Origin of the sequence: Haloplanus sp. XH21 (assembly GCF_023276355.1) — an archaeon.
Taxonomy (GTDB): Archaea; Halobacteriota; Halobacteria; order Halobacteriales; family Haloferacaceae; genus Haloplanus; species Haloplanus halobius.
On record NZ_JALLPL010000001.1, the window covers coordinates 1674978 to 1690283 of the forward strand.

The 15306-nt window shown below is 64.7% G+C and carries 15 protein-coding genes; 2 read left to right on the forward strand and 13 right to left on the reverse strand.

The genetic code is table 11. The annotated features are described in order from the left end of the window. Window positions 1-19: 19 nt before the first annotated feature. On the reverse strand, window positions 20-304 hold the full coding sequence (locus MXB53_RS08670) for a hypothetical protein (RefSeq protein WP_248896980.1): 285 nt from the start codon (window positions 302-304) through the stop codon (window positions 20-22). Between the two features lie 330 nt (window positions 305-634). Here MXB53_RS08670 and MXB53_RS08675 point away from each other — a divergent pair, with 330 nt between their 5' ends. Next, window positions 635-1291 carry a response regulator gene (locus MXB53_RS08675; protein WP_248896981.1) on the forward strand — a complete coding sequence of 219 codons (657 nt, stop codon included), beginning with the start codon at window positions 635-637 and terminating at the stop codon, window positions 1289-1291. Between the two features lie 54 nt (window positions 1292-1345). On the opposite strand, the gene MXB53_RS08680 is transcribed toward MXB53_RS08675, so the two are convergent. From MXB53_RS08680 to MXB53_RS08735, 12 genes are all read right to left on the reverse strand, one after another. Then, window positions 1346-2407, reverse strand: coding sequence for a DUF5305 family protein (locus MXB53_RS08680; protein WP_248896982.1), 1062 nt, complete (start codon window positions 2405-2407; stop codon window positions 1346-1348). Then, window positions 2407-2895 (reverse strand): hypothetical protein, encoded by a 489-nt coding sequence (locus MXB53_RS08685; RefSeq protein ID WP_248896983.1) that lies wholly within the window; start codon window positions 2893-2895, stop codon window positions 2407-2409. Before MXB53_RS08685 ends, MXB53_RS08680 begins: the two co-directional genes overlap by 1 nt. Then, window positions 2895-3917 (reverse strand): signal peptidase I, encoded by a 1023-nt coding sequence (locus MXB53_RS08690; protein ID WP_248896984.1) that lies wholly within the window; start codon window positions 3915-3917, stop codon window positions 2895-2897. The genes MXB53_RS08685 and MXB53_RS08690 overlap by 1 nt, the downstream gene beginning before the upstream one ends. A gap of 1 nt (window position 3918) precedes the next feature. After that, on the reverse strand, window positions 3919-4479 hold the full coding sequence (locus MXB53_RS08695) for a hypothetical protein (RefSeq protein ID WP_248896985.1): 561 nt from the start codon (window positions 4477-4479) through the stop codon (window positions 3919-3921). Window positions 4480-4824: 345 nt separating this feature from the next. After that, the gene (locus MXB53_RS08700; protein ID WP_248896986.1) at window positions 4825-5259 is read right to left on the reverse strand and encodes an arsenate-mycothiol transferase ArsC; all 435 of its coding nucleotides are present in this window, start codon (window positions 5257-5259) and stop codon (window positions 4825-4827) included. A 5-nt stretch (window positions 5260-5264) separates the two neighbouring features. Then, window positions 5265-6422 (reverse strand): ACR3 family arsenite efflux transporter, encoded by a 1158-nt coding sequence (arsB, locus tag MXB53_RS08705; RefSeq protein ID WP_283102251.1) that lies wholly within the window; start codon window positions 6420-6422, stop codon window positions 5265-5267. Beyond that, the gene (locus MXB53_RS08710; protein ID WP_248896987.1) at window positions 6415-6813 is read right to left on the reverse strand and encodes an ArsR/SmtB family transcription factor; all 399 of its coding nucleotides are present in this window, start codon (window positions 6811-6813) and stop codon (window positions 6415-6417) included. Before MXB53_RS08710 ends, arsB begins: the two co-directional genes overlap by 8 nt. A 182-nt stretch (window positions 6814-6995) precedes the next feature. After that, entirely contained in the window at window positions 6996-8225 is a 1230-nt protein-coding gene (locus MXB53_RS08715; RefSeq protein ID WP_248896988.1) for a lactate racemase domain-containing protein, read from the reverse strand. A gap of 38 nt (window positions 8226-8263) precedes the next feature. Then, the gene (locus tag MXB53_RS08720; protein WP_248896989.1) at window positions 8264-10918 is read right to left on the reverse strand and encodes an AAA domain-containing protein; all 2655 of its coding nucleotides are present in this window, start codon (window positions 10916-10918) and stop codon (window positions 8264-8266) included. A gap of 37 nt (window positions 10919-10955) precedes the next feature. Next, window positions 10956-11525 carry a hypothetical protein gene (locus tag MXB53_RS08725; RefSeq protein WP_248896990.1) on the reverse strand — a complete coding sequence of 190 codons (570 nt, stop codon included), beginning with the start codon at window positions 11523-11525 and terminating at the stop codon, window positions 10956-10958. Then, window positions 11522-12007: a hypothetical protein gene (locus tag MXB53_RS08730; RefSeq protein WP_248896991.1), complete on the reverse strand. Its 486-nt coding sequence runs from the start codon at window positions 12005-12007 to the stop codon at window positions 11522-11524. The genes MXB53_RS08725 and MXB53_RS08730 overlap by 4 nt, the downstream gene beginning before the upstream one ends. Before the next feature lie 214 nt (window positions 12008-12221). Then, window positions 12222-13190 (reverse strand): transcription initiation factor IIB, encoded by a 969-nt coding sequence (locus tag MXB53_RS08735; protein ID WP_248896992.1) that lies wholly within the window; start codon window positions 13188-13190, stop codon window positions 12222-12224. 321 nt (window positions 13191-13511) lie between these two features. On the opposite strand from MXB53_RS08735, the gene MXB53_RS08740 reads away from it, so the two are divergent. Further along, window positions 13512-15260: a cbb3-type cytochrome c oxidase subunit I gene (locus tag MXB53_RS08740; RefSeq protein WP_425601199.1), complete on the forward strand. Its 1749-nt coding sequence runs from the start codon at window positions 13512-13514 to the stop codon at window positions 15258-15260. The last annotated feature ends 46 nt before the right edge of the window (window positions 15261-15306 follow it).

A 15306-nucleotide genomic window follows, 5' to 3' on the forward strand; every position in this document is an offset into this window, starting at 1 on the left:
GTCGCTTAAACCGCCCGGGTCACTCCGCGTCGAGGTCCGTGAGGTCTTCGAGTTCCTCCAGGTCCTCGTCGCCCCCGAGGACTTTCCGAACGACGGCGGCGAGTAACGCGAGGACGACGGCCGCGAGGAGGAGTTTGCCGACGGTGCAGACAGGACACGACGCGTCGCCATCGGTCGTGTCGGCGTCGGCCTCGTCTTCGGACTCGGCGTCACTCGATTCGCCCGCTCCGAGCGTCGCGGGGCCGATCTGTACCGTGCCGTCACCGAAGTGGAGTTCGAGGAGGGTGAACTTCTTGCTCGCCATACAGGCTAGTGGATCACCTGCGACTTATAGTACGGGTTGTCTCTCGTGGGTGCGCATCCCCAGCGACATCGTCGCTTTCGACCGGACCAACGGGAGCGATGGTCGGCGCGTGGAGCAGTGGAGACCATCGTATCAGTGAACCTCTGCCAGTGGATTCATTTGATTAGGAAGCTAACTAAAGGGCCAAGGGAAGTGCGAATTCCTATCATCAGATACCTCACGCGTCTCACAGCGGGACGACGTGGAGAGTCACTAGCTGTAGTTACTAACCATGGTTAACCTGCTTTTCATACCGGGAAATCAGGCCCGTCGTGTCAGTAGCACCTCTCTATGACCACTGCTTCGCCGACAGTCCTCATAATCGACGACAACGTCGACCTAGCTAATTTGTACGCACGCTGGCTCGACGACGAGTACGATGTTCGAACAGCGTACAGTGGGGGGAGTGGAATCAAACAGTTCGACGCGGAGGTCGGTCTCGTCTTCCTTGATCGGCGGATGCCGGACTATTCAGGTAGTGAGGTGCTCGACGAGATCCGTTCTTACGAGCATACCTGTCCAGTTGTGATGCTCACCGCTGTCGAACCCGATGGCGATATCGTCGATTTGCCGTTCGACAGATATCTCACCAAGCCGGTTGATCGCGTCGAACTCCGAGACACTGTTCAGCAGGGCATCGACCGAGCGGAAAGCAACTATCAAAACGAGGTGCTGGACGTGCTCGGCGATGAGAAATCCCGCCACTGTCTCTCACAGATGACGGATGACACGTTCACCGCGAAGGAAATAGCGAACGCGACTGGCTACTCACTCCCGACCGTGTATCGCCGTCTCAACGATCTTCGTCAGGCAGAGTTGATCGAGGCTCGAACACGAATCGATGCGGAGGGAAATCGCGTCAAGAGATTCACTGCGGTGGTTGAACAGGTCGTGGTGGACCTCGTCGATGGGTTTCAAACCGAAATCAAATCCGACACTGAAAGCTAGCTTCTCGAGAGACCCGGACCTCAAAGCGGCCATCTGAGTCTTCCCGTTCTCTTCTCATTTCCGAAGGAGCGATGGCTTGGTTTCTCGTTCGATATTGGTGTCGGAGACCCACTCCATCTCCGCCGTTTCCCCGGTCGGCGGCGTGAATACGTACGCGGATCCGTCTACCAGAACGAAGTAGTGCCCACTATCGCGGTCGTGCATGACTCGTTCGCCCTTGTCGATCGCCACGTCCACGAGGTCCTCGAGCGTATCCGCTGTCACTGTCACCGGGAGATCCGACGAGACGACACCCGTCGAAATCCACTCGCGGTATCGCTCTCGGTGAACCTCGTATTCGAGGCGTTCGGGGTCCCCGATGCGTCGCCGTGTGATACCGACGGCGAGCAAGCCGAGTATTCCCAGTCCCGTCGCGAACGGCGGGCCCGTTTCCATCCACCACGGGCGGTCGAGTGTGACGGTCCGCGTGGATGTCCGGGAATGGTCCTGTGTCCACGTTCCGTGCGGGAGAGAGAACATCTCGGAGCCGTGTTCGACGGCGAGCGTTTTCGTTATCTCGCCCTCGTAGTTCCCGGTCGTGTACTGTGTGTGTATTTCGACTTGGACGACCACACTCGCATCGCCCCCTGCCTTCCGTGCGATTTGACGCGCTTTGTCGTGGACCGAAACCATGTCGAGCGTCGCGTTGGACGCCACGGTCGTCCCCGTCGCTTGTGTCCGTTGTATCGTCCGACGTTGCTCCCAGTACTGCTCGTCTCCGCGGACCACCCGATAGACCAACGAGACACGATGCGAGATATCCGCTTGCGTCGCCTCCGGTATCGAGGTCGTCGTGACTAGCGTGACCGTCGGCGTACTATCGTAGAAATGGAACGGCTTGTTCCGGAGGTGTGCGCCTTCGGGATAGAGTCCGTTCTCTCCATCGACGACCGCCAGCGTTCCGGCTTCGAGTTCTGCAGTTTGCCGGTCGTGGTGGTCCGTGACGGTCGTCGTCTTGGGGTTCACCTGCATCCACCCCGTCATGGCAGCGCCGCCGAGCGTCAGAATGAGAAACGCGACGACTATCGTGGGACCGTGCGACCAGACGAGATGTTTGAAGCGAGTAAGAGCGTACATCAGTTGATGGGAACCGTTCGGTTCTCTGCGCGCGCTGAGATGCCAGTCGCGGTCGCAGAGGTGTCGAAATAGATGGCCGTGTCTGTTAGTGTACTTTCGTTCTGGACGTTTACGTCTACGGTCTCGGTGGTTCCTGGCTGTTGTTCGAAGGTGACACTATCACCCTGAACGCCGTTCACGACCAGGTCAGCATCGTCCTGGGATGCTTCTCGAAGTGAGACCGTCACCTGCATCGTCTGTCCGAAGTTGTTCGTGGTGTTCGTCAACGTGCTCGTCGTGCCCGACGCCACAGATGTCGCCGTGTCCAGCGCCATGACGGAGTTCGAATCCTCGGTAACCTCCAGCGACGGCTGGCGGTCAGCCGACATCGAGGTGAATCCCGCTGCGGGGAACATCGGGCCCCAGGCCATGACGGCGACGATGGCGAGCAGCGCGAGCGTACTGCCGACCCGACGACGGGCTTTTCCACGGCGGCGGGAGCGACCCATTAGCTATCACCCCGGGTACGCCGCGGACGGGAACGGTTTCGAAGAGGCATCCGCCCGTCGATAGTGAGTACGACGAAGGTGAGCAGAGGCATTCCCACGACGAACGCGACGGCACTAGACGCGAGTACGGGGTGGCCTCGATGCAGGGCAACGACGACATCCCGGGGTAAGAGTGCGGGATACGCGTGCGTGGTAATGTGGACATCTTTCGGGCCGATATCGGTGGGACCCGTGACCCGAAGCGCCAGCGATGTCGTCGACGCATTTTGGGCGTGACGTTCGACTGTCGCCCCGTCCACTGAGACAACAGCGTGAGTCAGTGGCGCGTGCGACCGGTTCAGCACGATAGTGTGGGTTTTCGTCTCGCCCGGGGCGAGAAGCACTGGCCCGTCCGTCGACCCGTGCGTGACGACGTACGTTTGGGTGACCGTACTCGCACCGACGAGCGGAAACGCGATCATCAGCAGTATCGAGACCAGTACGACCGGAAATACGAGATCACGGACGTACTGTACATCACGCACGTACTGACTCGTCCGGGCCGCCTGGCGACCCATGAGCGCGACCAATGCACCGATCGCTAGCAGGAGTGTAACCCGGTACTGCTGGAGTATCTTCACGGCGATACCGAAATTCGGTATCGTGACCGGATCGTCGTTGTACTGAAGGGCTTTTCCGGCAATCTCCGCGGACTGCACGTACGAATACCCCGAGGCCTGGTCCGTCGTTGGGTTGTTATCCCCTTTGGTGATGTATCCCCGTTCCGTCTCACCGACGACGCGGTGTGTCGTGTAGCCGCCCCGTTCGTCCATCCGGAACGTGATGATGTCTCCCTGTTGTACGTTGGCCGCAGGAACCAGAATGTAGCCGTCGTTGGTATGAATGGTCGGTTCCATGCTGTCCGAGTAGACGTACGAGACGTTGACGGGCGAACTCGGCGGCGCGACGAACACCGCGGCTAGTAGTAAAATCCCCAGAAGGGAAAGGGTTGTTTTCGTGCCGATGCGACGTGTGGCGGTCACGTTAGACCGTGACCGAGAGTGTCCCGCTCAAGTCGTCTCCGGTCGAAACACCGGTGTTGGTGTCGATGATGAGGACGACGTTGACGGTTTCACCGGACGCGAGTGAAAGCGACTGGGCGGCGGTTTCCTCGGTAACCGTCGCGTCAGCGGTCGTACTGCCGGACCTGAACACCAGGAATTTCACGTTCTCGGTGGTGTTGTCTCCGTCATTAGTGGTGAGGGTGTAGTCGAGGTTGACGGTGTAACTCTCGCCACCGTTGTTGGTGATGTTAAACGCGGAACTGTTTCCGGGGTCAGTCTCGTCACCGAACTCGTAGCGGGAGTCGATGTTGGCACCAGCGCCTGCAGTCTCGTTCGCGAGGTTGATGCTGAGTGCACCCGACGAATTCTCATTAATGAGTGTGCCGGACGTTCCGTCTTCCAGTGCGATCAGACCGTTCGAGTCAGAGACGACATTCATCGTCGCCGACCGATCGATAGTAGAACTCGTAAAGGCGCTTGCACCGAATGCCGCGGAAGCGCCAACGAGAACTACAGCCAATATTGCAAATTTTGTTCGCATGCAGGCATAGGTTACTGATGGACGGCGTTAAACTACCCGTGCATTTTCTAAAATTGATAACGGTTAACTGAATTCAGTTGGGGCATTGGGCGGGGTACCCCGGCAAAATCGGCGAAGTTGACGCGAGCGTGTATTGGTTGCACGGACCGTGCCCACCGACCTTTTCCAGCGAGGAGCCGAAGGCTCCGGCGCAGCAAAATCGACCAAAAGCCTGCGTCGGCCCTTCGGGCCTCCTTGGCCCGCTCGCTCACTTCGTTCGCTCGCGGTCGGTAGTTCCCTATCGTGATCGATGCGTGGCTCAATTCGTCGCCCTCCGAGGGGCGGGGACAAGGCGCCACTTGACCCTCATTCGACGGCGCTGAACTCGTCGAACAGGGCGACGACGCGCCGTTCGACCTCATCGCGGATCTCTCGCACGCGCGAAGGATCTTGCCCGCCCGGGTCGTCGAGCGCCCAGTCCCGAACGTCGACGCCGTCGACGCCGCCGAGGTCGAGCGTCGAACAGCCCATGGTGGCGACGTAATCGCAGGTCCGGAGCGTCGCCGAATCGATCTCGCGGGGCGTGCGATCGGAGAGGTCGAAGCCGGCGTCGGCCATCGCATCAAGAACGCCCTCGTGGACGCTGTCGGCCGGCTCGGTGCCGCCGCTCAGGAGTTCGACGCGGTCCCCGAGGTCGCGCCGCTCGCGTTCGCGCTCGGCGAAGGCGAGCGACATCTGGGAGCGGCCGGCGTTCCGGACACAGACGAAGGCGATGCGGATCGGATTGATGTCGGTGGACATGGATATCAGTCGTGCGTGGTGTCGGATGTCGAGTCATCGAGTCGGCCGGTGCCGAAGCCGTCCCAGTCGACCCGCCGCTGGAAATACAGCGCGACGTTGACCAGCGCGAGCAGGACCGGAACCTCGATAAGGGGGCCGACCACGGTGGCGAACGCGACGCCGGACCCGACGCCGAAGACGGCGACGGCGACGGCGATGGCGAGTTCGAAGTTGTTCGACGCCGCGGTGAATCCGATGGCGGTCGTGGTGGAGTAGTCCGCGCCGATGCCGCGACCCATCCCGAAACTGACCAGGAACATCACGACGAAGTAGATGGTCAGCGGGATGGCGATCAAGAGGACATCGCCCGGCGATGCGACGATGGTCTCGCCCTGAGTCGCGAACATCACGATAATAGTGAAGAGCAGGGCGACGAGCGTCAGCGGATCGATGGCGGGGATGAACGTCTCGTCGTACCAGGTCTCACCCTTGAGCCGGGTCCCGGCGAAGCGGGTCAGAAAGCCGGCGGCGAAGGGGAGACCGAGGAAGACGGCGATGGCCTCGAACACCTGCATCGGGTCGATGTCGAAGGCGGTGATACCGGCGACGAGCGACTCCATCCCGAGCAGTGGCGGGAGGACGAGCGCGAAAAACCAGACGTAGACGCCGTAGGTGGCGATCTGGAAGAGGCTGTTAAACGCCACGAGACCGGTGACGTATTCGGTCGACCCCTCGGCGAGTTCGTTCCAGACGAGCACCATCGCGATACAGCGCGCCATCCCGATGAAGACGAGGCCGAGGAAATACTCGGGGCGGGCGGGCAGGCCGGGGACGAGGCCGCTGAAGAAGACGACCGCCAACCCGAACATCAGCGTCGGGCCGAGCAGCCAGTTCTGGACGAGGCTCAGTCCCAGCACGCGCCAGTTGCTGAAGACGGTGGGAAGCCGCGAGTAGTCGGCTTTCGCCAGCGGCGGATACATCATCACGACGAGACCGATTTCGACCAGATTGAAGTCCCGAATCGGTCCCGTCACCGACGGCGCGACGAAGCCGAGGCCGACGCCGAGCGCCATCGCGCCGACGATCCAGACGGTGAGGTACTTATCGAGGAAATCCATCGACCGCGGGTCGCCACAGGCCTCGCAGCCACAGTTCGGTCCGTGGTCGTGGGTGGCGTTACGCATCGGTCACGCTCCCGTCGAGCACCGTCACGAGGGCGACGGCGCGGTTGGTGGCGCGGTATTTCTTCCACCGGCCGTCCTTCCGCCCCTCGACGAGGCCGGCGTCGGCGAGCGCCGAGAGGGCGTGGCTGAGGCCGCTCTCGGTCACGTCGACGACGGCGTGCAGTTCACAGACGCAGAGTTCCTCCCCGGCAGCCACGAGGACGCGAACAAGCGTGTACCGCGTCTCGTTGGCGAGCGCCGAGAGAACGTCGAGTTCGGCGCTCACCCGCGCGTCTCCGAGGGTGGTCTCGAGGGCACCGAGTTCGTCGAGACGACATTCGACATCTTCGCTCCGGCACTCCTCGAGTTCATCGTCGAGATACCGTTCGAGCCGTTCCGTCGCCTGGGTCATCGGGAGTCAGTTGAACAAGCTCTCAATTAATTGTTGCGGTGTGATTCCGAGAAACCAGCTACATGCCCGATATTGCGCTCTTTCCGCCACAGTACTGATTCACCGACTCTCGAACTATTCAAGTGAATACTGTACTGAACACACTCCAAGATCGCAGGCTGGCCTCCCCTCGACCCGCGCCGTCACGCCTCGACGAGCAGCGTGTTCAACGCGTCGGGGACGGCCAGCACCCGACTTCCGGGGTCCACGGCGTCTGCGACACGGGCGGCCGCGTGCATCGGACACGCCTCGACCACGTCGGGTCGCTCGGCGTTCGTAATGTACAGGTCGTGGTCGCGGAGGGCGCGGGCGACGACGAACGCTCGCTGGGCGCCGGGGTCGTAGCCCTCACGCATCGCTTCGTAGAGCGCGTCGGCGTCGTCGGCAGTCCGCAGGCGGTCGTAGAACCGAGTCTCGCCCGTCCCCTCGCCCGCCCCTTCGCCGAGGCGAGCAGGAACGACGACCCGTCCGCCGGAACTGACGGGATTGTGGTCGCCGAGCACGAGGTAGGTGAACGCGCGGGTCGTCTGATAGAGATTCGCGTCTTTCGGTGCGCCGACGCCACCGATCACGGCGTCGTAGGTGTCCGAGAGCGGAACCGAGAGCGCCTCCCGCGCCGTCGCCGCGAGGTCGGCCACTACCGCCCGCGGGCGACCCGCACTCGCGGCCAGGATCCCGTCGGGACCCTTTGTCACGTTGAGGCAGAAATCGAGGCCGACGGCGTCGCCCGCGCGGTCGACGGTCGCCCGAAACGGGTTGTCGTCGATGCGTCCCAGACGGACGCCGGGCCGCGAGAGGACGTCCGGGCCGTGGGTGTAGCCGATGAGCGCTCCGTCGCCCGCGCCGATGACGACGGTCTTCGCGCCGCCGGAGAAGCCCGCGTACTGGTGGGGTTCGACCATCCCCGTCGACAGCACGCTGTCCGCGTTCGCGACGAGGGGGTGAACGCGGACGGGCACCCGGTCGTCGCCAACGCCCTCGACGGTGCCCACCTCGACGGTCGCCTCGGGGTCGTGGTTCACTGCGAGATCGGCGTACTCCCCGAGGCCGTCACGGAGTTCCGCGTCGGTCATGGGGCGATGCAGCCCCAGGCCGACGAGGATGGACACCTGCTCGCGGTCGACGGGCAGGCGATCCATCATCGCGCCAACCAGCACGCCGTCCGGCGTCGCCCGGGTCACGTCGGTCACGACGATGGTTACGTCGTCGGTGGGGTCGACGAGCGTCGAGAGCGGTGGTCCGTGCGGGGCGTCGAGGGCTTCCCGGGCCGCCGCGGTCGGGTCCACGGGCGTCCCGCCCGGCCGGTCGAGGACGGTCACGTCACAGTCCGGCAGGGAGATGTCGACCGTGTCCGTCCCGAGCGGAAGTCGCATACGGCCGTCTGCGGCGCGCCGGGGCGTCAACCTGTCGGTCACCGCCGCGCCCAGTCCAGCATCCGGGCGTAGAACGGCTCGGATGCGAGCGCCGCGCCGTCGCCGACGAGGACGAGCGCCTTCTTCGCCCGCGTGAGCGCGACGTTCACTCGGCGGGTGTCCTCGAAGATGGGGCCGTCGAGGTCGCCGGTGGCGACGAAGGAGACGACGACCACCTCGGCGCTGGAGCCCTGGAAGCGGTCCACGGTGTCGACGGCGACGTCGACCCGCCGCGAAATTTCGGCCACCTGCGCGCGGAAGGGCGCGATGACCACCACGTCGTCGGGGTCGACGCCGGCGTCCAGGTACTCCTGGACCACCGCGGCGACGCGGTCGGCCTCGATGGGGTTGGCGTTGCCCTCGCGCCGGCCGTCGGGGTCGACGAAACGCACGCCCTCCCGGAGATGGGCGGGCAGCGAATCGGCGTCGACGCCGGGCAGATCGGCGAGACTCCCACCGGCGACCTCGGGCGTGGCAGGGCGGAGCGCGCCGTCGTAGAACTCCCGAGAGGCGAAGGCCTGGATGCGCTGGCTCATGCGGTACTGTTTGTCGAGCATCACGGCCGCGCCGGGGTGCTCGTCGTGCAGGCGCTCGAACAGCGACCGCTGGAGGCGTTCGTCGCCCGACTGGACGACGGGAGGGAGTTGCTGGTGGTCGCCGACGAGGACGAACCGATCCGCGAGGTTGATCGCTGCGAGCGTGCCGGGTTCGGTGAGTTGCGAGGCTTCGTCGACGACGGCCACGTCGAACTCGTCCTCGCGGAGGACGCGGGAGCCGCAGGTCGCGGTGGTGGCGGCGACGACGGGCGCGTTACGGAGCGCCGCCGCCCGCTCGTTCGGTTCGCCCCGGCGTTCGAGGCGCACGTCGAGCATGTCGTCGCGGACGCCCGTCGCCGTCCCGACGCGGGCCACGTCCTCAAACCCCTGGTTGCGGAGGGCGTCGAGCGCGTTGTCGACGGCGCGGTTCGTGAACGCCGAGAGCAGGACGCGATCCCCGCGGGTGACGAGCGCTCGGACGAGGCGCGCAATGGTGTAGGTCTTGCCCGTCCCCGGTGGGCCGTGGACGAGGGCGAAGTCCTGGGCGCCCAGCGCCCGTTGGATGGCGGCGTTCTGGGCCGCGTTGTTGTCGATGAACGTCTCGTCGACGTCGGCGAAAGCGGGGTCGCGCCGGCCGAAGAGGACGTCCTTGCGGTCCGGGTCACCTTTCAGGAGCGCGTCGTGGAGCGCCGTCAGCTGGCGAGAGACGGATATCTCGGAGGGGTAGACGTCGAGTCGTCGCAGGTCGAGCGGTTCGTCCGTCCGGACGACGACCTCGTCGTCGAGTCGCTCGATGCGGCCGAGTTCGGCGTCGCCGGCGATGGGATCGCCGTCGCTCGCGAGCGCAACGTCGCCCTCCCGGAGTTTCGAGACGGCGCCGTCGGGGACGCGGGCGCGGAGTTCCCAGTCGCCGTCCGGGCGCTCGCGCCGGTCGATGGGGTCGAGATCGATGAGCGCCCGGTCAGCGTCGGCGCGTTCTTCGGGCGTCTGTTCCCAGAGTTTCCGGTATTCGGCGTGGACGGAGCGGCGTTCGTCCTCGATGGCGCGGTAGAAGTCGGCGAAGTAGTCGCGTTCCTCCTCGGGAATGGGGCTACCGATCTGCCCGGCCTTCGACTCCTGGTCCAGGCGACCGGAGACGACCATGCAGGTGTCCTGCTCGAAACACCACTCGCATTTCGCGTCGGCCTCGAACCCCGTCGGCACACGGCGCTCGGCCTCCGCGGCCGCGATTTCGTTGCGGGTGCGCACGACGAACTCCAGCAGGCCGCGGCCGACGGCAAACTCCTTGGCGGGCGAGAGATCGCCGCTCGCCTCGCTGCGGTCGAGCGCGGCGTTCTTCGTATAGAGCAGCGTGCCGGTGTCCGGCGGGTCGCCCGACTCGCCGAGGAGAAGGGCGTACGTCGCCGCCTGGATCTTGTCGTGGAAGCGTGGCTCGCGGTTCGTGTTCTTCCCCGTCTTGAGTTCGACGGGCATCCCCCGCCGGAGGGCGTCGGCCCGGCCCTTGATGCCGAAGGTAGGGCTGATGAGCGTGTACTCCGAGCGCCATTCGTCCTCTTCGGTGAGCGTGCCCTGGGCCAACCAGCCCTCGATGGCGGCGGCGTTGCGCCGCACCTCGTCGCGTACTTCGCTCGCCTCGTGGCCGAGCAGGCCGAGTTCGAGGCCCGCCGCCTCGACGTGGTCCGCGACGGCGTCGTCGAGATCACGCCCGCGCAACAGGTCGCCGAACACCTCGTGGACGATGGTCCCTTTCACGACGGGGTACGCGAGGGGGACGCCCGAGAGTTTGTTCAGGTAGTACATCCGCGGGCACTGCACCCACGAGCGCACGTCGGTCACGTCGACCAGGAAGTCGGGCTCGAGGACGACGTAGGAGTCGCCGGTGGTGGCGTAGCCTCGTCCCTGATCCCCCGCTTCGGCGTCGGTCACGAGGAGGTCCATCCCTTCGGCGGCGTGCTCGGCGGTGTGGGTCCACTTCCCCCAGAGCGTCATCGTCACCGATTCCCCGTACGTCGCGGCGTCGTCGGGACGGAGTTCCACCTCGACCAGTTCGCGCTCGCCGTGGTCCGTCGACACCGAGCGCACCGCACCCACGTCCAGAATCGTCCCGCGAATATTCACGCCCGAGAGTCGGTGTCCGGTGGCGAAAAACCCTGGGTTACTCGCCGTTTCCCCGCACGTCACGCAGGCGGTCGACGGCGTCGTCGTCGGCGTTCGACACCGCGGTTCGCCCCCGAACCGACGGTGCGTCGTCGTCTCGCTCCCCGGCGGGAACCACGTCCGACGAGTGACAGAGCGGGCAGGTCGCGTCCGGATCGTCGACGGCCGTCCCACAGACCGAGCAGACGAACGCGGCGTCGGACGCCGTTTCGGCGCCGTCGTTCGCCCGCGCCTCGCCGACCGCTGTCGGTTCGGCGTCCGGGATCGATATCTCGACATCGTCGGCAGACGCGGAGTCACCTTCGGCATCGGGAACGTCGACGCGGGGCGGGTCGCGCTCGTCGGGCGTGGCGTCGTCGTGCGGAGCGGTCGGGGTCAGCGTGTGGTCGGCGTCCCGAGAGAGCGTCTTCGGCGTCTCGAGAGGGCGGGTGTCGCGGTGGACGACCGCCGGACCGTCTCCTGAGTCGTGAGTCGCGCCGCCCGCTTCGCTGTCGGCCGATTCGTCGTCATCCCCGCCACCGAAGACCGCCCCGATCCACGCCCGGAGTCGGGAGAGCAGGCCGGTCATCGGTAATGCTTGAACAGCAGCGCTTTCACGTCGTCTTTGGTCCGGACCTGTTCCGACGATCCGTCCGGTAGCTCGACGGCGTACCGCTCGTCGCCCGACGACTCGCCCCACTTGTCGTCGTGGGTGTCGAGAAGATTCATCATCTCGTCGAGCATGGCGTCGTCGCCGCCCGCGTCGGCGTCATCGTCGCCCTCGCTGACGACGCGCGCCGTGGCGTCCGTTCCGTCCGTCGCGTCTCCCGACGACGTGGCGTCGTCTGCGTTCGATTCGTCGGCGTCGCCCGTTCCGTCGCCCGTCTCATTGACCGGTTCCACCGTGTCCACGTCCGCCGTCGCGTCGTCGTTCTCGTACCGATCGAGGAGATACTCCACGGCGTCGCGAGGGCGGACGTGGCCGTATTTGCCGACCACGTCGCGGGCGATCTCCTCCTGGAGGGCGCGCAGTCGCTCCTCCTGTTCGGGCGTGATCTCGATGTCGGGCATTACGCGGAGCATACAGCCCCCGGAGTATGAATGTGGCCGTCTCGCTCACCGACACACACGTGGATTACCCCCAACTGCAGTGTATGCGGGTCAGAGAGTGACCGGACATTCTCGACGGTCTCATCGAAGACGAAATCGGCTGCGGGTTCCAGTAAGACACCTGATCGTCCGTGAGAAGAAATCGCCCAGTGGCCGAACAGCGGGGCTGGGCGTCTTAGTTCGCGTCGGCCTGGCCCTTGGCTTCGAGCAGTTCCTTGTACCGGTTGCGGATGGTGACCTCGCTGATGTTGGCGACTTCGGACACCTCGCTCTGGGTCACCGTCTCGTTGGTGAGGAGGGCGGCGGCGTAGATGGCGGCGGCGGCGAGCCCGACCGGGCTCTTGCCGCTGTGGACGCCGCGGTCACGCGACGACCGGAGCAGTTCCCGGGCCTGCCGGGCCGCCTCCTCCGAGAGGTCGAGTTCGGAGGCAAAGCGGGGGACGTACTGCTCAGGGTCCGCGGGTTTGACTTCGAGCTTGAGTTCGCGGACGACGTAGCGGTACGTCCGGGTCAACTCCATCTTCTCGACGCGGGAGACGGTGGCGATTTCGTCGAGCGAGCGGGGGGTGCCGGCCTGGCGGGCGGCGGCGTAGAGCGCGGCCGTGGCGACGCCTTCGATGGAGCGACCGGGGAGCAGGTCCTCGCTCAGCGCGCGACGGTAGATGACGCTCGCCGTCTCGCGGACGTTCTCGGGGAGGCCGAGCGCGGAGGCCATGCGGTCGATCTCGCCGAGGGCCTGCTTCAGGTTGCGCTCCTTGGAGTCGCGGGTGCGGAACCGCTCGTTCCACGTGCGCAGACGCTGCATCTTCTCGCGCTGACTGGCGCTCAGCGTCTTGCCGTAGGCGTCCTTGTTCTGCCAACCGATGTTGGTCGACAGCCCCTTGTCGTGCATCATCTGGGTCGTCGGCGCGCCGACCCGGGACTTCGAATCGCGTTCGCTGGAGTCGAAGGCGCGCCACTCGGGGCCGTGGTCGATCTCGTCTTCCTCGACCACGAGGCCGCAGTCGGCACACACCGTCTCGCCGTGTTCCTCGTCAGTGACGAGGTTGCCCGTACACTCCGGACAGCTGGGTGACTCGACGGTTTCCGATTCCGTTTGCTCCTGCTCGGTCGCTTTCGTCGTATAGGTCGTTGTATCGCTCATGGTGGCTTACGAGGCGCCCGCACCGAGAGAGACGGAAGGAGACGTGCGGTGGGGAGTCCTTACCATAAGTGTGTATCGGTCGCATAAAACAATTTCGAAACGGAAACGCCGAGAATAGGGTCCATCACGGTCGAACACACGGATTCCCCGTCGAACACGCCCCAGTGATGCAGTGATGGTGATTATATATATGTTCTGCCGGGATCGCTCGCTGTGATCCGACGATAGCGAACCGACCACGACGCACCAGCCACCCGGGATCCGGGCCGGGCCGAACATGTCCCCGACAACCTCTATACGGAACTGAGAGGTGCTTGCTGCATGGTCGAGATATCGCCGTTGCTGACGTTGACGATGGGTGGTCTCCTGATCGTCGCCCTGCTCGCGGTGACTCGTCTAGAGAACTGGCGCACGTACGCACTCGCTGGCGCGGGGTACGGCGACGAGACGGAGACGGACCCGACGACCAACAAGCCGTCGGGGTTGCTTCGCTGGCTAACGACCGTCGATCACAAGGATATCGGGCTGCTGTACGGCACCTTCGCCGTCCTCTCGTTCGCGTGGGGTGGGGTCGCAGTGTTGCTGATGCGACTGGAACTGCTGACGCCGGCGTCGGATCTGCTCAACGCGGCGTTCTACAACTCGCTGCTGACGAGCCACGGCATCACGATGCTGTTCCTGTTCGGGACGCCGATACTCGCGGCCTTTGCGAACTATCTGATTCCGCTGTTGATCGGGGCGGACGACATGGCGTTCCCCCGGATCAACGCCATCGCGTTCTGGCTGCTACCGCCGGGCGCGCTCCTCATCTGGGCGGGCTTTTTCCCGCTCGGCGACGTGATCCCCGCCCAGACCGCCTGGACGCTCTACACGCCGCTCTCGACGGGGAGCGGCGGTGGCAATCAGGCCAGTGCTGGCGTCGACCTGATGCTCCTCGGTCTCCATCTCACCGGCGTCTCGGCGACGATGGGCGCCATCAACTTCGTCGCGACCATCCTCACCGAACGCGCCGAGGAGGTCACCTGGGCCAACCTCGACATCTTCTCGTGGACCGTCCTCGTCCAATCCGGACAGATCATCTTCTCGTTTCCCCTGCTCGGGAGTGCGCTCGTCATGCTTCTGCTGGATCGCAACCTCGGAACCCGTTTCTTCGCGATCGAGGCCGGGGGCACGATGCTCTGGCAACATCTGTTCTGGTTCTTCGGCCATCCCGAGGTGTACATCCTCGTCCTTCCGCCGATGGGACTGATCAGCCTCATCCTCCCGCGGTTCTCCGGCCGGCGGCTGTTCGGATTCAAGTTCGTTGTCTACTCCACGCTTGCACTCGGCGTGCTCTCCTTCGGCGTCTGGGCCCACCACATGTTCGCCACCGGCATGGACCCACGCCTGCGCGCCTCGTTCATGGCCGTCTCCATCGCGATTGCCATCCCGTCGGCCGTCAAGACGTTCAACTGGATCACGACGATGTGGAACGGGCAGCTCCGCCTGACGACGCCGATGCTGTTCTGTATCGGATTCATCGCCAACTTCATCATCGGCGGTGTGACCGGCGTGTTCGAGGCCGCGATCCCCGTCGATCTCGTGCTCCACGACACGTACCACGTCGTCGCTCACTTCCACTATGTCATCATGGGCGGGATCGCCTTCGCGGTCTTCGCGGCGATCTACTACTGGTTCCCCCTGGTCTCCGGCCGGCTATACCAGCGCCGCCTCGGGAAAGCCCACTTCTGGCTGACCATGGTCGGGACGAACCTCACGTTCTTCCCGATGGTGTTGCTCGGGTACGCCGGAATGCCCCGACGGTACGCGTCGTACGCGGCGCCCGTCGGCCCGGTCGACGTGTTCGCCTTGTTGCACCGCTTCGCGACGCTCGGGGCGATCGTACTCGCCCTGGGACAGCTCGTCTTCCTCTGGAACCTCGTCCAGTCGTGGCGCGAGGGGCCGCGGATCCGCGACGGTGACCCCTGGGATCTCGAAGCGAAGGGACTTCGGACCAACGAGTGGGCGTGGTTGGCTGCCTCCCGGCGCGACACGATCGCTGCCGACGGTGGCGACGAGCGTGAGGACTGATCGCGGATTCGAGATCCGCATTCCACACCGTTCTCGGTTTTGAGAC